22 protein-coding genes and 1 pseudogene are annotated in these 20,242 nt (G+C 69.6%); 3 read left to right on the top strand and 20 right to left on the bottom strand.

The window, feature by feature from the left end; genetic code table 11:
• From pheS to infC, 9 genes are all read right to left on the bottom strand, one after another.
• Positions 1-1,041, bottom strand: coding sequence for a phenylalanine--tRNA ligase subunit alpha (pheS, locus tag ACEXOR_RS05605; protein ID WP_374848418.1), 1,041 nt, complete (start codon positions 1,039-1,041; stop codon positions 1-3).
• A gap of 26 nt (positions 1,042-1,067) precedes the next feature.
• Positions 1,068-1,988, bottom strand: a complete 921-nt coding sequence (locus tag ACEXOR_RS05600) for an amino acid ABC transporter permease (protein WP_374848416.1) — start codon at positions 1,986-1,988, stop codon at positions 1,068-1,070.
• Positions 1,985-2,632: an amino acid ABC transporter permease gene (locus ACEXOR_RS05595; RefSeq protein ID WP_374848415.1), complete on the bottom strand. Its 648-nt coding sequence runs from the start codon at positions 2,630-2,632 to the stop codon at positions 1,985-1,987. Before ACEXOR_RS05595 ends, ACEXOR_RS05600 begins: the two co-directional genes overlap by 4 nt.
• A 96-nt stretch (positions 2,633-2,728) precedes the next feature.
• A complete protein-coding gene (locus ACEXOR_RS05590) occupies positions 2,729-3,595 on the bottom strand; it encodes a glutamate ABC transporter substrate-binding protein (protein WP_374848414.1) in 867 nt (288 codons plus the stop codon).
• An 80-nt stretch (positions 3,596-3,675) separates the two neighbouring features.
• Entirely contained in the window at positions 3,676-4,452 is a 777-nt protein-coding gene (locus ACEXOR_RS05585) for an amino acid ABC transporter ATP-binding protein (protein ID WP_374848413.1), read from the bottom strand.
• A 73-nt stretch (positions 4,453-4,525) separates the two neighbouring features.
• Positions 4,526-5,326: a TrmH family RNA methyltransferase gene (locus ACEXOR_RS05580; protein ID WP_374848412.1), complete on the bottom strand. Its 801-nt coding sequence runs from the start codon at positions 5,324-5,326 to the stop codon at positions 4,526-4,528.
• 46 nt (positions 5,327-5,372) lie between these two features.
• Entirely contained in the window at positions 5,373-5,759 is a 387-nt protein-coding gene (gene rplT / locus ACEXOR_RS05575) for a 50S ribosomal protein L20 (RefSeq protein WP_374848411.1), read from the bottom strand.
• Between the two features lie 39 nt (positions 5,760-5,798).
• Positions 5,799-5,993, bottom strand: coding sequence for a 50S ribosomal protein L35 (gene rpmI / locus ACEXOR_RS05570; protein WP_173183874.1), 195 nt, complete (start codon positions 5,991-5,993; stop codon positions 5,799-5,801).
• 25 nt (positions 5,994-6,018) lie between these two features.
• On the bottom strand, positions 6,019-6,609 hold the full coding sequence (infC, locus tag ACEXOR_RS05565; protein WP_374848410.1) for a translation initiation factor IF-3: 591 nt from the start codon (positions 6,607-6,609) through the stop codon (positions 6,019-6,021).
• A gap of 329 nt (positions 6,610-6,938) precedes the next feature.
• On the opposite strand from infC, the gene ACEXOR_RS05560 reads away from it, so the two are divergent.
• A complete protein-coding gene (locus ACEXOR_RS05560; protein ID WP_374848409.1) occupies positions 6,939-7,289 on the top strand; it encodes a DUF1844 domain-containing protein in 351 nt (116 codons plus the stop codon).
• A 34-nt stretch (positions 7,290-7,323) separates the two neighbouring features.
• Here ACEXOR_RS05560 and ACEXOR_RS05555 read toward each other — a convergent pair whose 3' ends face one another.
• The 6 genes from ACEXOR_RS05555 to ACEXOR_RS05530 form a co-directional block, all read right to left on the bottom strand.
• Complete coding sequence (locus tag ACEXOR_RS05555; protein WP_374848441.1) at positions 7,324-8,010, bottom strand: SseB family protein; 687 nt, start codon at positions 8,008-8,010, stop codon at positions 7,324-7,326.
• Between the two features lie 133 nt (positions 8,011-8,143).
• On the bottom strand, positions 8,144-8,890 hold the full coding sequence (priA, locus tag ACEXOR_RS05550; protein WP_374848407.1) for a bifunctional 1-(5-phosphoribosyl)-5-((5-phosphoribosylamino)methylideneamino)imidazole-4-carboxamide isomerase/phosphoribosylanthranilate isomerase PriA: 747 nt from the start codon (positions 8,888-8,890) through the stop codon (positions 8,144-8,146).
• A 94-nt stretch (positions 8,891-8,984) separates the two neighbouring features.
• Entirely contained in the window at positions 8,985-9,623 is a 639-nt protein-coding gene (gene hisH / locus ACEXOR_RS05545) for an imidazole glycerol phosphate synthase subunit HisH (protein ID WP_374848406.1), read from the bottom strand.
• Complete coding sequence (gene hisB / locus ACEXOR_RS05540) at positions 9,620-10,225, bottom strand: imidazoleglycerol-phosphate dehydratase HisB (protein WP_374848405.1); 606 nt, start codon at positions 10,223-10,225, stop codon at positions 9,620-9,622. Before hisB ends, hisH begins: the two co-directional genes overlap by 4 nt.
• Before the next feature lie 24 nt (positions 10,226-10,249).
• Complete coding sequence (locus tag ACEXOR_RS05535) at positions 10,250-11,350, bottom strand: histidinol-phosphate transaminase (protein ID WP_374848404.1); 1,101 nt, start codon at positions 11,348-11,350, stop codon at positions 10,250-10,252.
• 27 nt (positions 11,351-11,377) lie between these two features.
• Complete coding sequence (locus ACEXOR_RS05530; protein WP_374848403.1) at positions 11,378-11,728, bottom strand: LysM peptidoglycan-binding domain-containing protein; 351 nt, start codon at positions 11,726-11,728, stop codon at positions 11,378-11,380.
• A 224-nt stretch (positions 11,729-11,952) separates the two neighbouring features.
• On the opposite strand from ACEXOR_RS05530, the pseudogene lexA reads away from it, so the two are divergent.
• Positions 11,953-12,621 (top strand): annotated as a pseudogene (lexA, locus tag ACEXOR_RS05525) (transcriptional repressor LexA); the annotation flags it as partial.
• Between the two features lie 97 nt (positions 12,622-12,718).
• On the opposite strand, the gene metE reads toward lexA, so the two are convergent.
• The 3 genes from metE to hflX all read right to left on the bottom strand — a co-directional run bounded on the left by metE (position 12,719) and on the right by hflX (position 17,732).
• The gene (gene metE, locus ACEXOR_RS05520; RefSeq protein WP_374848402.1) at positions 12,719-15,037 is read right to left on the bottom strand and encodes a 5-methyltetrahydropteroyltriglutamate--homocysteine S-methyltransferase; all 2,319 of its coding nucleotides are present in this window, start codon (positions 15,035-15,037) and stop codon (positions 12,719-12,721) included.
• Complete coding sequence (locus ACEXOR_RS05515) at positions 15,034-15,966, bottom strand: methylenetetrahydrofolate reductase (RefSeq protein ID WP_374848401.1); 933 nt, start codon at positions 15,964-15,966, stop codon at positions 15,034-15,036. Before ACEXOR_RS05515 ends, metE begins: the two co-directional genes overlap by 4 nt.
• Before the next feature lie 221 nt (positions 15,967-16,187).
• On the bottom strand, positions 16,188-17,732 hold the full coding sequence (gene hflX, locus ACEXOR_RS05510) for a GTPase HflX (protein ID WP_374848400.1): 1,545 nt from the start codon (positions 17,730-17,732) through the stop codon (positions 16,188-16,190).
• Between the two features lie 40 nt (positions 17,733-17,772).
• On the opposite strand from hflX, the gene ACEXOR_RS05505 reads away from it, so the two are divergent.
• Positions 17,773-18,381 carry a class I SAM-dependent methyltransferase gene (locus ACEXOR_RS05505; RefSeq protein WP_374848399.1) on the top strand — a complete coding sequence of 203 codons (609 nt, stop codon included), beginning with the start codon at positions 17,773-17,775 and terminating at the stop codon, positions 18,379-18,381.
• Positions 18,382-18,384: 3 nt separating this feature from the next.
• On the opposite strand, the gene dapF is transcribed toward ACEXOR_RS05505, so the two are convergent.
• Positions 18,385-19,266: a diaminopimelate epimerase gene (dapF, locus tag ACEXOR_RS05500; protein ID WP_374848398.1), complete on the bottom strand. Its 882-nt coding sequence runs from the start codon at positions 19,264-19,266 to the stop codon at positions 18,385-18,387.
• Between the two features lie 18 nt (positions 19,267-19,284).
• Positions 19,285-20,241, bottom strand: a complete 957-nt coding sequence (gene miaA, locus ACEXOR_RS05495) for a tRNA (adenosine(37)-N6)-dimethylallyltransferase MiaA (RefSeq protein ID WP_374848397.1) — start codon at positions 20,239-20,241, stop codon at positions 19,285-19,287.
• Position 20,242 lies beyond the last annotated feature (1 nt).

Genomic DNA, 20,242 nt, shown 5'->3' with positions numbered 1-20,242 from the left:
CTAGACCACCATTCCGAACTGCTGGGAGAAGCGGATGTCGCCCTCCACCATGTCGCGCATGTCGTTGAGATCGTTGCGGAACTGCAGGGTGCGCTCGATACCCATGCCGAACGCGAAGCCCGAGTACTCGTCGGGGTCGATGCCCGCCGACCGCAGCACGTTCGGGTTCACCATGCCGCAGCCGCCCCACTCCACCCAGCGCGCGCCGCCCTTGGCATTGGGCTGCCAGACGTCCATCTCCGCGCTGGGCTCGGTGAACGGGAAGTAGTTGGGGCGCAGGCGGATCTTCGCGCCCTCGCCGAACATCTGCCGTGCGAAGTGCTCGAGGGTGCCGCGCAGGTGCGCCATGGTGAGCCCCTTGTCGATGGCGATGCCCTCGACCTGGCTGAACACCGGGGTGTGCGTGGCGTCGAGCTCGTCGGTGCGGTACACGCGCCCGGGGGCGATGACGTACACGGGCAGCTCGCGCTCCAGCAGCGAGCGCACCTGCACCGGGGAGGTGTGGGTGCGCAGCACCAGGTGCGACTCGGGCGGGTCGATGAAGAAGGTGTCCTGCATCGCGCGGGCCGGGTGGTCGGCGTCGAAGTTCAGGGCGTCGAAGTTGAACCACTCGCTCTCGACCTCGGGGCCTTCCGCGACCTCCCAGCCCATGCCCACGAAGATGTCGGCGATGCGATCCTGCAGAAGAGAGAGCGGATGCCGCGCGCCGATGCGCCGGCGCGCGGGCAAAGCCGTGACGTCCACCGTCTCGGTGGCCAGCCGACGTTCCTCCTCGAGGGCGACGACCTCGGTCTCGCGCGCGGCGATCGCCTGGTTCACGCGGGCCCTGGCCTGCCCGACGAGCTTGCCGGCCGCGGCCTTCTGGTCACCGGGGAGCGACTTGATCTGGGCGTTCAGCGCCGAGAGGGTGGAGGCCTCCCCGGCGTGCTGAGCGCGCACGGCGCGGAGGGCGGCGGAATCGGTGGCGGACTCGAGGGCCGCGAGCGCCGCATCGACCGCGTCGCTCACCGCCTGCTCGGTGATGGCGATGGGTTCAGACACGAGTCACAAGTTTACGCGGCCGGGCGCTACTCCGTCGCCGCGTTCTCGGGGTTGCCTCCGGTGGCGGCCAGCGGGCCGGGCATCGCGGCGCCACCCTGCTCCGCGCCGGTGAGCAGCACGACCGCTGCCTTGCCGCCCCGACGCCGTGCGAGGCGACGTGCCACCCACGAGAGCGTGAGGTTGATGGCGAGGTAGATCACGAGGGTGATCAGGAACAGGGTGAACAGGAACCGGTTGCCGTAGAAGCTCGAGAGGTTGTTCATGGTGGTGCGGATGAGCTCGTTGTAACCCACGATGTACCCGAGGCTGGTGTCTTTCAGCAGCACCACGAGCTGAGCCACGATGATCGGCAGCATCTGCCGGAAGGCCTGCGGGAACTCGATCTGCAGCTTGGTCTGCAACCGGGTGAGGCCGAGGCTCAGCCCCGCCTCGCGCTGGCCTCTCGGCAGCGAGACGATCCCGGCCCGCAGCGCCTCGCCGATCAGGGCGCCGTTGTAGACGGCGAGCGCGATCACGACGGCCCAGAACGCTCCGGTCGAGGCCACCAGCAGGATGAAGAGCATCATCAGGAGCACCGGCATGCCGCGGAAGAACTCGAGCACGATCGTGGTCGGGATGCGCACGACGGCGAGCGGAGAGGTTCGCAGCAGCGCGAACAGCACCCCGATCGCGATCGCCCCGACCGCGGCGACGGCCGCCGCCTGGAGGGTGCCGAGGACACCCCGGCCGAGGGCGCCCCAGAATTCGGGGTCGGTGACGAGCTTCTCCCACCGGCTCCAGTCGAAGAAGCCAGGAAGGGTGATTCCACCGGACTCCCTGGGCTGGGCGAGGGTGAACACGATCCAGGCCAGGCCGGCCGCGACGATGAGCACCACCACCACGGAGGCGATCCGGGACCGGCGCCGGGCGCGGGGCCCCGGCGCGTCGAACAAGACGGAAGCGCTCATCGCTGCACCGCGAATCTCTTCTCGAGCCGCCCGGCCAGGATGCCGAGCGGGATGGTGATGACGAGGTAGAAGGTGGCGACGGCCAGCAGCACGGCCACCACGGCGTTGCCGTTCGCGTTGGCGAGGGTGCGGCCGACACCGAAGAGCTCCGCCACGAAGAAGGCGCCCGCCACCGAGGTGTTCTTGGTGAGGGCGATCAGCACGTTGATCAGCGGTGGGATGACCATGCGGAAGGCCTGGGGGAAGATGATGACCCCGACGGTCTGGCCGAAGCCGAGACCGAGGCTGCGAGCCGCCTCCGCCTGGCCCACCGGCACGCCGTTGATGCCCGAGCGCAGGGCCTCGGCGACGAACGGCGAGGTGTAGGCGGTGAGCCCGATGATGGCGCACCAGAAGTACGGCAGCTCGGAACCGAGGTAGGGCAGGATGATCGCGCAGAAGAACAGCACGAGCGTGAGCGGCGTGTTGCGCAGCAGCTCGGTGTACACGGCGGCGACCCCGCTCAGCGACGGGATGGGCGAGATGCGCATGGCCGCGACCACGGTGCCCACCACGAGGGCGGCGAGCCCCGAGATGACGAGCAGCGAGAGCGTCTGGCCGAAGCCCTCGAGGTAGGCCGGCAGGTTGTCGATGACGACGTTCATGGGCACTCCTCTCTGTCGGGGACGGGGTCGGGGTTCTGGGGCAGGGCGTGGGACCCGGGAGTCGGGGAGCCGCGGTGGCGGCTCCCCGCATCCGGATCAGTAGCGGTCGACCGCGGGCGGCGCGACGAACGGCAGGATCTCGCCGGCCGTCTCGTTCCAGGCCTCCTCGTAGGAGCCGTCGGCGTAGGACTCCTCGAGCACGTCGTTGATGAAGGTGCGGAACTCGGTGTCGTCCTTCGCGAGGCCGATGCCGTAGGGCTCCTCGGTGAACGGTTCGCCGACCACCTTGAACTCGCCCTCGTTCTGGGCCGCGAGCCCCGCGAGGATGACGTTGTCCGTCGACACCGCGACCACCTGGCCCGTGCGCAGCGGCTCGAGGCAGTTCGTGTAGGTGTCGGTGAGCACCACGTCGGCACCGAGGGCCTCGAGGTTGGCCGCCGGGGTCGAGCCGGTGACCGAGCAGACCTTCGCGCCGACCAGGTCGTCTTCACCCTTGATGTCGTCGTTGTCGGCGAGGGTCAGGATGCTCTGACCGGCCTGGTAGTACGGCCCCGCGAACGAGATGACCTCTTTGCGCTTGTCGTTGATGGTGTAGGTCGCCACCACGATGTCGACCTGGCCGTTCTGGATGAACGGCTCGCGGTTCGCCGAGACCGTCTCGACCCACTTGATCTTGTCGTCGTCGATGCCGAGCTTGCCGGCGATGATCTTGCCGATCTCGACGTCGAAGCCCTCCGGCGTGCCGTCGGGGCCGACGAGGCCGAACAGCGGCTGGTCGAACTTGGTGCCGATGGTGATCGAATCGGCGCTCGACAGCTTCTCCATGGTGGAGCCGGCGGCGAACGTGGGGGCCGGCTCCGGGCTGTCATCGGAACCGGCGGAGTCGTCTGACCCCGCGCAACCGGCGAGGACCAGTGCGGTCGCTGCGGCGAGTGCGAAGAACGATAGCTTCGTGTGCTTCATTGGTCGTACCTCTCGTGTGCTGTGTGCCCCGCGGCAGGTGCGCGGGGATGGTGCCCGCCTGGTGGGCGAGGAATGGTGCCCTAGTGGGCGAGGATCTTGGAGAGGAAGTCCTTGGCCCGCGGGGACTGCGGGTTGCCGAAGAACTCCTCGGGTGCGGCCTCTTCTTCGATGCGACCGTCGGCCATGAAGAGCACCCGGTCGGCCGCCTTGCGGGCGAAGCCCATCTCGTGGGTCACGACGATCATCGTCATGCCCTCTTTCGCGAGGCCGACCATCACGTCGAGCACCTCGTTGATCATCTCGGGATCGAGCGCGCTGGTGGGCTCGTCGAGCAGGATGAGCTTGGGCTCCATGGCCAGCGACCGGGCGATGGCCACGCGCTGCTGCTGGCCGCCGGAGAGCTGGGCGGGCATCTTCTTGGCCTGGTTCGCCACACCCACGCGCTCGAGCAGCTGCATGGCGCGCGCCTCGGCGTCTTTCCCGGAGAGACCGCGCACCTTCATCGGCGCCAGCGTCACGTTCTCCAGCACGGTCTTGTGGGCGAAGAGGTTGAACGACTGGAACACCATGCCCACGTCGGCGCGGAGCGTGGCCAGCTCCCGGCCCTCGCTCGGCAGCACGGTTCCGTCGATCGTAATGGTGCCGGAGTCGATGGTCTCGAGGCGGTTGATCGCCCGGCAGAACGTGGACTTGCCGGAGCCGGAGGGCCCGATCACCACCACGACCTCGCCGCGCGCGACGGTGGTGGAGATGTCTTTCAGAACGTGCAGCTCGCCGAAGTGCTTGTCGACGTGGTCGATGACGACGAGAGGTCCGGACTCCGGTGACACTCGAACAGGGGTATCGGCGGAGCTCATGCGGATCACCCAACCACACCCGTTCAGGGGGGTGCAATGAAGAGTGAGGTTTTGTAACCGAAGCGAAACACGCTCAGGAGCGCAGGGCGAACGCGCTCTCGTAGAGACAGACGGATGCGGCGGTCGCCAGATTCAGCGACTCGGCCTGCCCGTAGATGGGCAGCGACACGGCCCGGTCGACTGCCGTGAGGGTCTCGTCGGTGAGGCCCCGAGCCTCGTTCCCGAAGATCCACGCGGTGGGCTTGGCGAGCAGGCCGGCCGTTCGAACGTCGAGCAGGTCGTCGCCCTTGATGTCGGCCGCGAGGGCCTGCAGGCCCGCCTCACGGGCCCGGCTCAGTACGTCGTCGAGGGTGGCCTCCACGGCCACCGGGAGGTGGAAGAGCGACCCGGTGGTGGAGCGCACCACCTTGGGGTTGTAGAGGTCGACCGAGCGCCCGGTGAGGATGACCGCGTCGGCTCCCGCCGCATCCGCCGCCCGGATGATGGTGCCGGCGTTGCCGGGATCACGCACCTCTTCGAGCACGGCGATGAGACGGGGACCTGCCGCGAAGATGTCTTTCACGGCGGTGGGGAACTGGCGGCAGACCGCCACGAACCCCTGCGGGGTGACCGTGTCGGCCATGGCGTCGAGCACCTGCTCGGTGACGAACTCGACCTCGATGCCCGCATCGGAGGCGCGGCGGGCGAGGTCGGGGTACCGCTCGAGGGCCGTGGGCGTGGCGAAGAGGTCGGCGATGAGGCCCGGCTCGAAGGTGAGCGCCTCGCCCACCGACTGCGGACCCTCCAAGAGGAAGAGCCCGGTCTCAGACCGGGCTCCCTTCTTGGCGAGTTTCGCCACGGCCCGAACGCGCGGAGATCGCGGATTGTCGAGCATGCGGCGGGACTCTTTTCTGTTGTGGGTGCTGCCGGGGCGGTGAGGCCTAGGCGGCGGTCTTCGGAGCCGAGGTGTCGGCGGGAAGAGCAGCCTTGGCGCTCTGCACGATCGCGGCGAACGTGGCGGGCTCGTTCACGGCGAGCTCGGCCAGGATGCGACGGTCGACCTCGATGCCGGCCAGGGCCAGGCCCTGGATGAGGCGGTTGTAGGTGAGGCCGTTGGCACGCGACGCAGCGTTGATGCGCTGGATCCAGAGGCGACGGAAGTCACCCTTGCGCGCACGGCGGTCACGGTAGGAGTAGACCAGGGAGTGGGTGACCTGCTCCTTGGCCTTGCGGTACAGGCGCGACCGCTGACCGCGGTAGCCCTCGGCGCGCTCGAGGATGACCCGACGCTTCTTGTGGGCGTTGACGGCCCTCTTCACTCTTGCCATTGTTCTCTTCCTTCTGGTCTCGTTCGGCGGTAGCGGGGGCTACAGGCCGAGAAGCTTCTTGGCGACCTTGGTGTCGGCCTTGGACAGCACCTGGTCTTTGTTCAGGCGAGCCTTGCGCCCCGGGGCCTTGACCTCCAGGTTGTGGCGCATCCCGGCCTGCTGCTTCATGATCTTGCCGCTGCCGGTGACCTTGAAACGCTTCTTCGCCCCGGAATGGGTCTTCTGCTTGGGCATGGTTCTCCTTGTGTGTTCGGTCTGGCTACTCGGCCGCAGGTGCGGCGGGAGTGGTTTCGGGGGCCTCGGCCGACGAGGTCTCGTCGGTGGGGGCGTCGTCGTGGTTGCGGGCCCGGGATGCGTCGCGCTTGGCGTTCTGCTCGGCCTTGGCCTCGGACTTGTTCTTCAGCGGGCCGATCACCATGACCATGTTGCGGCCATCGATGGTGGGGGTCGACTCGACGGTGCCGAACTCGGCCACGTCTTCCGCGAAGCGCTGCAGCAGACGCACGCCCTGATCGGGGCGCGACTGCTCGCGACCGCGGAAGAGGATCATCGCCTTCACCTTGTCGCCGGCCTTCAGGAAGCCCTCGGCGCGCTTGCGCTTGGTCTCGTAGTCGTGCACGTCGATCTTCAGACGGAAGCGCACCTCCTTGAGGATGGTGTTCGCCTGGTTGCGGCGGGCTTCCTTCGCCTTCTGCGCGGCTTCGTACTTGAACTTTCCGTAGTCCATGATCTTCGCGACCGGGGGCTTGGAGTTGGGTGCCACCTCGACGAGGTCGAGGTCTGCCTCCTGGGCAAGCCGGAGCGCGACGTCGATGCTGACGACGCCGACCTGCTCGCCACCGGGGCCCACGAGGCGCACCTCGGGGACTCGGATACGGTCGTTGGTACGGGGATCGCTGATGCGTTACTCCTTAGTTTCGTGTGTGGACGAAAGCTGAGGAACCACGCGCGCGGGCGAATTCTCATTCGCATCACGGCACGTCACACCCTGTCTTCCCGCCGGAGCGGAAGGGGTGTGCTGACCCGGTAACCTGATGAAGCGGTATGCGCGGGTGGGAGATTCTCCACTTTCGTACTGAGGCCGATGACCTCAGAGCCTCGGACACTCTAGCAGAGTCTGCTCTGCTGCGACAGCCCGGCCATCCGCGGCCCCACCCTCACCAGTAAGGACCCCTCGGCATGAGCGACTCCCACCACCTCGACGACAACTCGGATGCCATCCGCGACATCGCGGAGGTGCCCGCCGTCGAGGTGATCACCACCACCGCCGTGCACCTGATGAGCGCGGCCGCGGTGAAGTGCGGCCTGGCCGACGACCCCGACGTGGAGCTCGACCTCGACGAGGCCCGCAAGCTCATCACCGCCCTCGCCGGGCTCGTCACCGCCTCGGCCCCGTTCCTCGGCGACCAGCACGCCCGGAGCCTGCGCGACGGGCTCCGCTCGCTGCAGCTCGCGTTCCGCGAAGCCTCGGCCGTGCCCGACGCCATCGGCGAGGGTCCGGGCGAGAAGTACACCGGCCCCGTCAACTGACGGCGGCGGCCGCCACCGGCGCTGGCACCGGCGGTCACCCGACGGCGGTCACCCGCACTCCGAGCGAGTCCACGCGCTCCGCGATCACGGGATGCTCGGCCCAGCGTTCCTGAAGCCGGCCGGTGAGCGCGGAGAGGGCCGCCTGATCGAGCCCGGGGAGCAGGGCGAGCAGCACCACGACGTCGTGGCCGCGCATCCGATAGCCGGGGTCGCCCGCCACGAGGCGCACGGCCGCCACCGCTGGTTCTGCCTCGACGGTGTGCTCGAAGGCCGCGACCACGTCGGGGTCGGTGACGGCCGGCAGCCAGGTGGTGTCCCGGGCGACCGCCCAGACCGCGGGGCGGCGCAGCACGAACTCCGTGGGGGAACCCGGGTCGAGCACGATCAGCTCGGTGCCCTCCGCTGCGGCCGCCAGCGCGATGCGCCTGGCCTCGACGGGGATGGGGCGGGCCCGCGGATTCCAGGCCGACAGCGCCGCCACCGAGGTGAAGGCCGGCAGCACGGTGCGGCCGTCGGGGCCGCCGACCGTGACCAGGGAGAGCTCCTGCGTCTTGTCGACGCGGAGCCCGGCGTCAGTGACCCCTTCGTCGCCGGCATGGGCCACGAGCGGCACGAGGAGGCGCGCGCCGCGGAGCGCCTCGACCACCGGGACGGGATCGGCCGGCCCGCCGCCGTCTTCAGCGCCCGCCGCCGCGGCATGGAACGCCTCGAGGGCGGCCAGCAGTGCCGGGGGCGCGGCTCCGTCGTCGTCTTCGTGGCCGTGCGGCTCGAAGTGACGCCCCTCCCAGGGCTGGCCCGCGGAGTCGGCGAGGTGCGACGGCAGCGCACGGCCGCCGTCGTCGACGGGGCCGCGATCAGTCAGAAGCCACGTCCAGCGCCTCGGCCAGCGTGAACGCGCCCGAGTAGAGCGCGCGGCCCACGATGGCGCCCTCGAGGCCGAGCGGCACGAGCTCGCGCAGCTCGATCAGATCGTCGAGGCTCGAGATGCCGCCCGAGGCGATCACCGGGCGGGAGGTGCGCTCCATCACCTGGCGCAGCAGTTCGACGTTGGGGCCCTTGAGCGTGCCGTCTTTCGTGACGTCGGTGACCACGTAGCGCGCGCAGCCCGCCTCTTCGAGGCGCTCCATCACGTGCCAGAGGTCGCCGCCGTCCTGCGTCCAGCCGCGGGCCGCGAGCGTGGTGCCGCGCACGTCGAGGCCCACCGCCACCGCGTCGCCGTACTGCGCGATCACGCTGGCGGCCCACTCGGGGTTCTCCAGCGCGGCCGTGCCGAGGTTGATGCGCTTGGCGCCGGACTCCAGGGCCGTCTCGAGGCTCGCGTCGTCACGGATGCCGCCCGACACCTCGACGTTCACGCCCTTGGCCTGGCGGATGACCTTCTTGATCACGCCGAGGTTGCTGCCGCGCCCGAAGGCGGCGTCGAGGTCGACGAGGTGGATCCACTCGGCGCCCTGCGAGATCCAGTCGGCGGCCGCGTCGACCGGGTCGCCGTGGAAGGTCTCCGTGCCGGCCTCGCCCTGCGTGAGCCGCACGGCCTTGCCGCCGGCCACGTCGACGGCGGGCAGGAGCACCAGAGCCGGTGCCTTGTTGAACTCGCTCATTACCTGTCCTTGCTGATGGAGGGGGCCGATGCCCCTCGCGATCGTAGCGACTCGCGGGGCGCAGGGCGAAACCCGGCCCGCGCATCCGTCGTTCTCAGGCTCGCAGCGAGCCGATCCAGTTCTGCAGCAACCGGATGCCGGCTTCGCCGGACTTCTCGGGGTGGAACTGGGTGGCCGACAACGGCCCGTTCTCGACCGCCGCGATGAACCGGCCGCCGTGATCGGCCCAGGTGACCCGCGCGGGGCGGCGCCGGCCGTCGGGATCGATCTGCCAGTCCTGCGCCGCATAGGAGTGCACGAAGTAGAAGCGCTCGTCACGGATGCCGTCGAAGAGCACCGAATCCTGGGGGGCGTCGACCGTGTTCCACCCCATGTGGGGCACGACCGGGGCCTTCAGGGGCTCGATCACGCCCGGCCACTCGCCGAGGCCCTCGGTGTCGACCCCGCGCTCGATGCCGTCGGCGAACATCACCTGCATGCCCACGCAGATGCCGAGCACCGGCCGGCCTCCGGCGAGCCGTCGGTCGATCACCTCTCCCCCGCGAACCGCGGTGAGCTGATCCATCACGGCGCGGAAGGCGCCGACCCCGGGAACGAGGAGACCGTCGGCCTCCATCGCGGCCGTGCGATCGGCCGTGACGGTGACGTCGGCGCCGGCGCGCTCGAGGGCCTTGGCCGCGGAGTGGATGTTGCCGCTGCCGTAGTCGAGCACCACCACGCCCGGACGGGTCACAGTGCACCCTTGGTGGAGGGGATGCCGGAAACGAGCGGGTCGAGGGCCTTCGCCTGACGGAAGGCGCGCGCGAAGGCTTTGAACTCGGCCTCGGCGATGTGGTGCGGATCGCGGCCGCCGAGCACCGTGACGTGCACGGTGAGGCCCGCGTTGAAGGCGATGGCCTCGAAGACGTGCCGCACCATGGAGCCGGTGAAGTGCCCGCCGATGAGGTGGAACTCGAAGCCGGCCGGCTCGCCGGTGTGCACGAGGAAAGGACGGCCCGAGATGTCGACCACGGCCTGAACGAGCGCCTCGTCGAGAGGCACGAGCGCATCGCCGAATCGTGTGATGCCCGACTTGTCGCCCAGCGCCTGGCGGATGGCCTGACCGAGCACGATCCCGATGTCTTCGACCGTGTGGTGCACGTCGATCTCGATGTCGCCCCGCGCGCGCACCGTGAGGTCGGTGAGGGAGTGCTTCGCGAACGCCGTGAGCAGGTGGTCGTAGAACGGCACCGACGTCTGGATGTCGGCGACGCCGGTGCCGTCGAGGTCGAGCGAGAGCTCGATCGACGACTCGCTCGTCTCGCGCTGCAGGCGGGCGGTGCGGGGTGCGGTCATGCCCTCGATCCTACCGGCCGCCGGTCACGCCCTTGCCGTGGTGAGCTCTCGCATCGCGTCGAGGAACGCCGTCGTCTCGGCGGCGGTGCCCGCGCTCACCCGGAGGTGGCCGGGGATGCTGAGGTTGCGGATGATGATGCCCCGGTCGAGCAGCTGCTGCCAGAGCCACTCCGGGTCGTCGACGCCCCCGAAGAGCACGAAGTTCGCCGTGGTGGGCCAGGGCTGGTAGCCGAGCTCCGTCAACCCGTCGACCATGCGGTCGCGCTGGGCCTTGATGTCGTCGACCATGGCGAGCATCGCGGGGGCGTGCGACAGGGCGGCCACCGCGGCCGCCTGGGTGAGGGCGGAGAGGTGGTACGGCAGGCGCACGAGCCGCAGCGCATCCGTCACCGCCGGATCGGCCGCCAGGTAGCCCACGCGCGCGCCGGCGAAGGCGAATGCCTTGCTCATGGTGCGGGAGACGATGAGGCGGGGGCGGCCCTCGAGCAGCGACAACGCGGTGGGCTCGCCGGCCGGCGCGAACTCGGCGTAGGCCTCGTCGACCACCACGATGCCGTCGAAGGCGTCGTACGCCGCCACGATGGTGTCGAGGCCGAGCGGCGTTCCGGTGGGGTTGTTGGGGGCACAGAAGAACACGATGTCGGGATCGGTGCGCTCGATCCAGCTCACCGCGGTCTCGGGCGAGATGAGGAAGGCGTCGTCGCGCTCCCCCGCGATCCAGCGGGTGCCCGTGCCGGCGGCGATGATCGAGTGCATCGAGTACGTGGGCGGGAACCCCAGCACGGAGCGGCCCGGGCCGCCGAAGGCCATCAGGATCTGCTGGAGGATCTCGTTCGACCCGTTCGCGGCCCAGATGTTCGCCGCGGTGAGCGACGCCGAGGGCTCGGTGCCCACGAGGTAGGCGGCGAGCGATTCACGCAGCGCCGTGAACTCGCGGTCGGGGTAGCGGTTGACCGTGATGAGCTCGCGGGCGATGGACTCGATGATGTCGCGAGCCACGTCTTCAGGGATGGGATGGGTATTCTCGTTGACGTTCAGCTCGACCGGCAGGTGCAGGTGCGGTGCCCCGTAGGGCTCCAGGCCCCGCAGATCATCGCGGATGGGCAGATCGTCGAGAGAAGTCACCGTCGAATTCTACCGACGGGGCGATCCCTACTCAGCGAGGTCGATGGGGACCGCGATGCGCTGGCCCGGCTGCACCGAGGAGGTGCTCAGCTGGTTGAGGCTGCGGATCTCGGCGATGACGTCGCGCGGGTCGGACTGGGGAGCGATCGACTCCGCGATGCTCCACAGCGACTGGCCGGCCTGAACCGTCAGGTAATCGAACTCGGTGGTGACCGAGGAGCTCGTGGCGACCGCCGAACCACCCGCGGCGAGGGCCGCGACACCGAGGGCGGCGACGATGGGCGCTGCGACGAGGGCCGCGAGGACCTTTCGGCCGCGCGCCGTGATGCGCAGGCGGGTGGTGGGGGTGGTGCTCACGTTCGCGGTTGCGATGCTCATGATTCCTCCTGAGGATTTCGCACCGACGGTCGGCCGGGACCGCCGGTGCGAAGTTATGTTCCGAATCTATATTCGAATGTGGATGCCGTCAAGTCGTGATCTCGACGGAATACCCCGACACACTCGAACACAGATGCGTTTTCGAGCAGTTCTCGGATACAGTTTCGATCGACAGCTGAATCACATCACCAACCACCGACATCGGTGAGAGAGCGCAGGTAGACGTGGCGAACGACTCGGGCCGCACCAGGCGGCGCAAGAGCCTCAGCGACAAGCAGCTCGCCATCCTCGACGTCATCCAGCGCTCCGTGCTCGCCCGTGGCTACCCGCCGAGCATGCGCGAGATCGGCGACGCCGTGGGCCTCGCGTCGCTCTCCAGCGTCACCCATCAGCTCAACCAGCTCGAGCTCTCCGGCTATCTGCGGCGCGACCCGAACCGGCCCCGCGCGATGGAGGTGCTCATCGACATGCCGGCGCTCGACGACGCACCGTCGCCCGACGCCGACTCTGCTCCGCCCGTGGGAGACGCCACCCTCGTGCCGCTGGTGGGCCGCATCGCCGCGGGCATCCCGATCACGGCGGAGCAGCAGGTCGACGAGGTGTTCCCGCTCCCCCGCCAGCTCGTGGGCAACGGCGACCTCTTCATGCTCAAGGTGGTGGGCGAGTCGATGATCGACGCCGCCATCTGCGACGGCGACTGGGTGGTCATCCGGCAGCAGAACACTGCCGAGAACGGCGACATCGTGGCCGCCATGCTCGACGAGGAGGCCACGGTGAAGGTCTTCCGCCAGCGCGACGGACACACCTGGCTGCTGCCCCGAAACAGCAACTTCGAACCCATCCTCGGCGACTACGCCACCGTGCTCGGCAAAGTGGTGGCGGTGCTCCGGGCCGCCGTCCTTCTCCCCCTGCGTCCCAAACCTTCCCCCTCCCTCGCGGAATGGGGGCATTTTGGCGCAACTCGACGGAGGCCGAGGCCATGGGGCGGGGCTAGGCGGAGACCTTCGCGCGAACGCGACGGGTGGCCTCGATCACATTCTTGAGCGAGTCGACGGTCTCGTCGTAGCCGCGGGTCTTGAGACCGCAGTCGGGGTTCACCCACACCTGCCGCTCCGGGATGGAGCCGAGCGCCTTCTCGAGCAGTTCGGTGACCTCGTCGACACTCGGCACGCGCGGCGAGTGGATGTCGTAGACGCCCGGGCCCACTCCGTGGTCGAAACCGCTGGACTCGATGTCGTGCACGACGTCCATGCGCGAGCGCGCCGCCTCGATCGACGTGACGTCGGCGTCGAGCTTGCGGATCGCGTCGATCACCACCCCGAACTCGGAGTAGCAGAGGTGGGTGTGGATCTGCGTGGCCGGACGCACCCCGGCGGTGGCGAGCTTGAACGACCCCACCGACCAGTCGAGGTAGGCCTCCTGGTCACGCGCCTTCAGCGGGAGCAGCTCGCGCAGGGCGGGCTCGTCGACCTGCACGATGCCGATGCCCGCGGCTTCGAGGTCGGCGATCTCGTCGCGCAGCGCGAAGGCCACCTGGCGGGCGGTCTCGCCGAGCGGCTGGTCGTCGCGCACGAACGACCAGGCGAGGATGGTGACCGGGCCCGTGAGCATGCCCTTCACCGGCTTCGCGGTGAGCGACTGCGTGTACACCGACCAGTCCACCGTGATCGGCGCCGGCCGCGAGACGTCGCCCCAGAGGATCGACGGGCGCGTACACCGGCTGCCGTACGACTGCACCCAGCCGTTCTCGGTCACCGCGAAACCGTCGAGGTTCTCGGCGAAGTACTGCACCATGTCGTTCCGCTCCGGCTCACCGTGCACGAGCACGTCGAGCCCGATCTCCTCCTGCAGCTCCACCACGCGGCGGATCTCGGCCCGCATCTGCTCGGTGTAGTCCTCGGCGCTCAGCTCCCCCTTCACGAAGCGGGCGCGGGCGCGACGGATGTCACCGGTCTGCGGGAACGAGCCGATGGTCGTGGTGGGCAGGAACGGCAGCGCGAGGGCGGCCTCCTGCGCCTCGAGGCGTTCGGCATATGCCTCGCGCTCGAAGTCGTCCCCGGTGAGGGCGGCCTCACGGAGTCGCACGTCGCCGTCGCGCACCCCGGGGGCGGCGAGCCGGTCGGCGAGGGCCTCGGATGCCGCGTCGAGCTCGGTCTGGATGGCCACGCGCCCTCCGCTCAACCCGTGTGCCAGCGTGGCGATCTGCTGCACCTTCTGATCGGCGAAGGCGAGCCACGACTTCAGGCGCTCGTCGAGCTTGGACTCGTCGGCGACGTCGTGCGGCAGGTGGAACAGCGACGTCGACGACGACACCGACACGTTGACGGTGAGGGCGCCGAGCGCTTCGAGCTTGTCGAACGCCGCCGCCAGGTCGCCTCGCCAGATGTTGTGGCCGTCGACGACTCCGCCCACCAGCACGGTCTCGCCGAGGTGTTCGACCTGGGTGGGCAGCGAACCGCGCACGAGGTCGAGGCCGATCGCCTCGACCCCCGAGTCGACGAGCACCGGCAGGGCGTCGTCGAGGCTGTTGTAGGCCGCGGAGACGAAGATGGCCGGCCGCTCCCCCGCGGTCAGCACCTCGTAGGCCCGCCGCGTGGCCTCGAGCGAGACGGCACGGTCGATGTCGATGCTCTCGCTGACGAGACCCGACTCGTCCAGCTGCACCCACTCGGCTCCGGCATCCGCCAGCTTCGCGAGCAGCTCGGCGTAGACGGGGAGCAGGTCGTCGAGGCGATCGATGGGCCGGAAGCCCTCGGGGGCGTCGTCACTCGGCTTGCTGAGCAGCAGGAACGTGACGGGGCCGACGATGGCCGGGCGGGTGAGGTAGCCCTCGGCCTTGGCCTCGAGGAACTCCTCCAGCAGCCGATCGCTCGCCAGCGAGAAGTCGGTCTCGGGGCCGATCTCGGGCACGAGGTAGTGGTAGTTGGTGTCGAACCACTTGGTCATCTCCAGTGGTGCCCTCGCCCCCTCGCCGCGCGCGACGGTGAAGTAGCCCGCCAGGTCGAGCCGGCCGTCGTCGCCCACCAGGTCGGCGAAGCGGGTGGGCACGGCCCCCACGGTCACCGCGGCGTCGAGCACCTGGTCGTAGAACGAGAAGCTCTCCGGAATGGAGGAGTCGCTCTGGCCGAGCCCCAGCTCGACCAGCCGGGCGCGGGTGGCCGAGCGCAGCCCGGCGGCCGCCTGCTCGAGCTCTTCGGCGCTGATCGAGCCGGCCCAGAACGCCTCGACGGCCTTCTTGAGTTGACGGCGTCGGCCGATGCGCGGGTAGCCGAGGATCGTTCCGGCGGGGAAGGAGGACTGATTCGTCATGCGTATTCCTTGATCGAGGGTGAGACGAGGCCGCACTCGCGGAGCACGCCGAGGGCGGCCTCATGGCGGTTGAACGTGTAGAGGTGAAGCGACGGGGCACCGCCGGCCAGCACGGCCCGGGCGAGACGCGAGGCGTGCTCGACTCCCACCCGCAGCCGGTCGGCGTCGTTCGTGGCGCGGTCGAGGGAGTCGAGCAGATCGGTGGGGATGCGCTCGCCCGAGAGCTCGGCCACCCGGCGCAGGCGGGCCGCGCTGGTGACCGGCATGATGCCCGGGATGATGGGCATCGTCACGCCGGCGTCGCGCGCACGCGCCACGAAGCCGAGGTAGTCGTCGGCGTCGAAGAAGAGCTGGGTGATGGCGAAGTCGGCCCCGGCGACCTGCTTCGCCAGCAGGGCGTCGACGTCGTCGAAGCCGGCGCGGTTGCGGGGATGCCCGTTCGGGAAGGCGGCCACCGACACCTGGAGCCTCTGCCGCCCTTCGTCGACGCGGCGGGCCCCCGGCAGTCCCGGCAACGCGGCCTCGGTGTAGGGCATCCGTTCGGCCTGCACCCGGTGGATGAGCTGCACCAGCTCGCTCGCACTGCCGAGGTCGCCGAGCACGATCTCGTCTTCGGGCACGCCGAGCGGCGGGTCGCCGCGCAACGCGAGGAAGCTCGTCACGCCGGCCTCGATGAACTCCCGGATTACGACGGTCGCCTCCGCGTGCGACGAGCCGACGCAGGTGAGATGCGCCAGCGCCCGCACGGGTGTCGTGCGGTGGATGTGCCGCAGCAGTTCGAGCGAGGAGTCGCGGCTGGAGCCGTTGGCCCCGTAGGTGACCGAGATGAACTCCGGGCCCACGGCCGCGAGCTCGCGCACGGTGTCGCGCACGGCGAGAGAGGCCGCCTCCGACCTCGGTGGGAACAGCTCGAATGAGAACCCGGTCACCGTCACTCCCTCCGTTCGATCGCGCGCATGGGCGATTCGCGGGGCGGGTGCCGGGCTCGGCTGTCGCACCATGAGCCGCGCGGTGCGGCCACTGATGGGATGACTCTATTCAGCGAACGTCGTGCACGCCGGGTGCGTGACGGTATGTGACGGCAGAACGTCGGAGCCCGCCCGGTGGCTATGCCATCCGGACGGGCTCCGACGTCTGTGGTGCGGGCGCGTTACCGCGAGAACTCGGTGAGGCGCTCTTCGAACTCGGGGTTCACGAGGGCCTTCACGTGCGTGCCGCCCTCTTCGTACTCCGTGCTCAGCACGGTGTTCTTCTCGTGCAGCATGGTGACCACGTCGCCCCTTTCGTACGGCACGAGCAGGTCGACCTGCACGCTCGGCTGCGGGATGATGGCGTCGATCTTCGCGAGCAGCTCGGGGATGCCCTCACCGGTTCGCGCCGACACGAACACCGCGTTCGGCTCGAGGCCGCGCAGCACCAGACGGTCGTCGTCGGCCACGAGATCGGACTTGTTGAACACGACGATCTCGGGGATGCCGCGCGCACCCGCCTCGCCCATGACATCGCGCACCGTGGTGATCTGCGACGCGGGGTCGGGGTGGGAACCGTCGACCACGTGCACCACGACATCCGAATCGGCGACCTCTTCGAGCGTCGAGCGGAAAGCCTCGACCAGCTGATGCGGCAGCGCCCGAACGAAGCCCACCGTGTCGGCGAGGGTGTAGGGGCGGCCGTCGGCCGTGACGTTCTTGCGCACGGTGGCGTCGAGCGTGGCGAACAGCGAGTTCTCCACCAGCACGCCGGCACTCGTGATGCGGTTCAGCAGCGACGACTTGCCCGCGTTGGTGTAGCCCGCGATCGCGACGCTCGGCACCGCGTTGCGCTTGCGGTTGGCGCGCTTGGCGTCGCGGGCCGGCTTCATCTCCTTGATCTGCTTGCGCAGCTTCGCCATGCGGGTGTGGATGCGGCGACGATCGAGCTCGATCTTCGTCTCACCCGGCCCGCGCGAGCCCATTCCGGCACCCGCGCCGCCCACCTGGCCACCGGCCTGACGCGACATGGAGTCACCCCAGCCGCGCAGTCGCGGCAGCAGGTATTCCAGCTGCGCGAGCTCGACCTGGGCCTTGCCCTCCCGGCTCTTGGCGTGCTGGCTGAAGATGTCGAGGATGACGGCGGTGCGGTCGATGACCTTCACCTTCACCACGTCTTCCAGGGCGCGGCGCTGGCTCGGGGCGAGCTCGGTGTCGGCGATGACCGTGTCGGCGCCGAGCGACTGCACGATGGCGCGCAGTTCTTCGGCCTTGCCCTTGCCGAAGTAGGTGCTGGGGTCGGGATGCGGCCGTCGCTGCAGAAGGCCGTCGAGCACGACGGCTCCCGCGGTCTCGGCCAGCGCCGCGAGCTCGTGCAACGAGTTCTCGGCGTCGGCGAGCGTTCCCTGCGAGTAGACGCCGATGATCACGACGTTCTCGAGCCGCAACTGCCGGTACTCGACCTCGGTGACGTCTTCGAGCTCGGTGGAGAGCCCGGCCACGCGCCGGAGCGACTGCCGGTCTTCACGATCGAACTGGTCGCCGTCGTAGCCCGCATCCGACCGTTCACCGGTGGTCTCGGACCGCTGGATGGCCTGCGCGGCACCCTGTTCGAACAACCGGTAGCCGCTCGAACGCTGCTCGGCTCGCGCCAGCACCCGGGCCACGGCGTCGTCGCTCGTGGAGGTGGGCTCGGTGGTGGGCTCTGCGTTCTGGTGGTCTGACATTGGCGTCAAGACTAGTCTCCTTGTTTGCTAGATTCCCTCTATGGATGGCGAGCATTACTTCTCTGCGCAGCCCGCGGGGGAGCTCTCGCTCCGCGAGCTGACGGTGACCCTGGCCGGGGCGGAACACCGTCTCGTGACGGCGTCGGGCATCTTCAGCCCCGATCGCATCGACGTGGGCACTCAGGTGCTGCTGGCGAACGTGCCCACTCCTCCACCCGGCGGGAATCTCTTGGATCTCGGGTGCGGTTGGGGGCCGATCGCGCTCACGCTGGCGCTGGAGTCACCTCGCGCGACGGTCTGGGCCGTCGACGTGAACGAGCGTGCTCTGGATCTGGTTCGTCGGAATAGTCACATGATGGGTCTCGATAATATCAACGCCTGTCGACCGGAGGATGTTCCCGACGACGTGACATTCATGACCATGTGGTCGAATCCGCCCATCCGGGTGGGCAAGGCCGAGCTGCACTCGATGCTCCAGCAGTGGCTGCCGCGACTCGAGCCCGACACCGACGCGTGGATGGTGGTGCAGAAGAACCTCGGCTCCGACTCCCTGCAGCGGTGGATGGACGCCGAGTTCGACGACCTCTCCGTGCAGCGGGCCACCACCAGCAAGGCCTTCCGGGTGCTGCGGGCGCACAAGCGGGGCTGAGGCTCAGGCGATCGACAGATCGCCCTCGTACACGAGCTCTGCGGGCCCCGACAGCGACACGTGCTCGCCGTCCTCGGTGGGGAACATCCGTACGCCCACCACTCCCCCGGGCACGGTGACGCGCCACGCGTTCGGTGCCCCGCGACCGGCCCAGTGCCGGGTGGCGAGGGCGGCGGCGGCTGCACCGGTGCCGCAGGAGAGCGTCTCACCGCTGCCGCGCTCGTGGACCCGCATCCGGATGTGGCCGACGGCGTCGCGCACCAGCGGGTCGCTCGGCACCACGAACTCAACGTTCGCGCCATCGACCGGAGCGGGTTCGAGGTGCGGGATGAAGCCGAGGTCGGCCTGTTCGAGTTCGGCGTCGTCGGCGAGGGCCACCACCACGTGCGGGTTGCCCACGTTGATGCCGAGCCCGGGGCGGGCCACCTGCAGGTTCTTCGCCCGCACGAGGGGCTCGCCGCCATCGAGCTGCCAACGGCCGAGGTCGACCTGGAACCCCAGGGCGTTCAGCTGCACGTCGCGCACCCCGGCCCGGGTACCGATGACGAGGGTCTCGCCAGGGGCGAGCTCGGCCAGGCCGTTGGCCATGAGGTAGCGGGCATAGACGCGGATGCCGTTGCCGCACATCTCGGAGAGCGACCCGTCGGCGTTGTGGTAGTCCATGAACCACTCGGCCGCCGGGTCTTCGGCGAGTGCGGCCGCCCCGGCGGGCAGGCTCGCCGAGCGCACCGCGCGGATGACCCCGTCTGCTCCCACGCCGAAGCGGCGATCGCAGATGGCGGCGATCTGGGCGGGTGCGAGGTCGATCTCGCCGTCGGGATCGGAGAACAGCACGAAGTCGTTCCCGGTGCCCTGACCCTTGGTGAAGTGCAACTCGGCCGGCATCGCTCCAGTCTGCACCATCTAGGCCCCCGCTCCGTCGAGGTCTCGCTGACGGAGAACGGATGACGCCACGGCGTCGAGGGCCTCGGAATCCAGGGCGTCGACGTCGAGCGCCCCCGGGTACCGCTTGAACCAGCTCACCTGCCGTCGGGCGTAGCGGCGGGTGAGGGCTTGGGCCTCGGCCACAGCCTGACCCTCGTCGGCGGTGCCGTCGAGCTGCGCGAGCGCTTGCGCGTAGCCGATGGCCCGCGAGGCCGTGACCCCGTCGCGGAGCCCGAGCGGCACGAGCGACGCCACCTCCTGAACCAGGCCGGCAGCCCACATGCGCTCGACCCGAGCGTCGAGACGCTCGACGAGCCGCGCCCGGTCGACACCGAGCCGCACCACCGCCGACGGTCGCCAGCGCACCGGCTCGTCGGGCAGGGTGCCGGAGACCGGCTCGCCGGTGAGCTCCACCACTTCGAGCGCGCGCACGAGCCGGCGGCCGTTGAACTGGCCGATCGACTCGGCCGCCGCGGGATCGATGGCCTTCAGCCGGTCGTACAGCGAACGGACTCCGGTCGACTCGAGCTCGCCCTCCAGGCGGGCCCGCACGGCTTCGTCGCGCGCCGGGAACTGGAAGTCGAACAGAACCGACGACACATACAGGCCCGACCCTCCCACCAGCAGGGCGGTGCCGCCGCGGGCCAGGATGTCGTCCACCGCAGCCCGGGCGTCGCGCTGATAGGCGGCGACGGAGGCCTCGTCGGTGACGGCCAGCACGTCGAACAGGTGGTGCGGCACCCCGCGGCGCTCGGCGGGCGCGAGCTTGGCCGTGCCGATGTCCATCCCGCGGTAGAGCTGCATGGCGTCGGCGTTGACCACCTCGGCGAACCCGCCGGCGCGCTCGATGCGTTCGGCCAGGGTGAGCGACAGGTCGGACTTGCCGGTACCGGTCGCCCCGACCACCGCGATCAGCGAGGGCGACGCGTCGTCCATG

The organism is Herbiconiux liangxiaofengii, assembly GCF_041927335.1.
Lineage (GTDB): Bacteria > Actinomycetota > Actinomycetes > Actinomycetales > Microbacteriaceae > Herbiconiux > Herbiconiux liangxiaofengii.
Note: the sequence above shows the minus strand (reverse complement) of the source record. Positions and strands in the feature narration are given on the sequence as shown.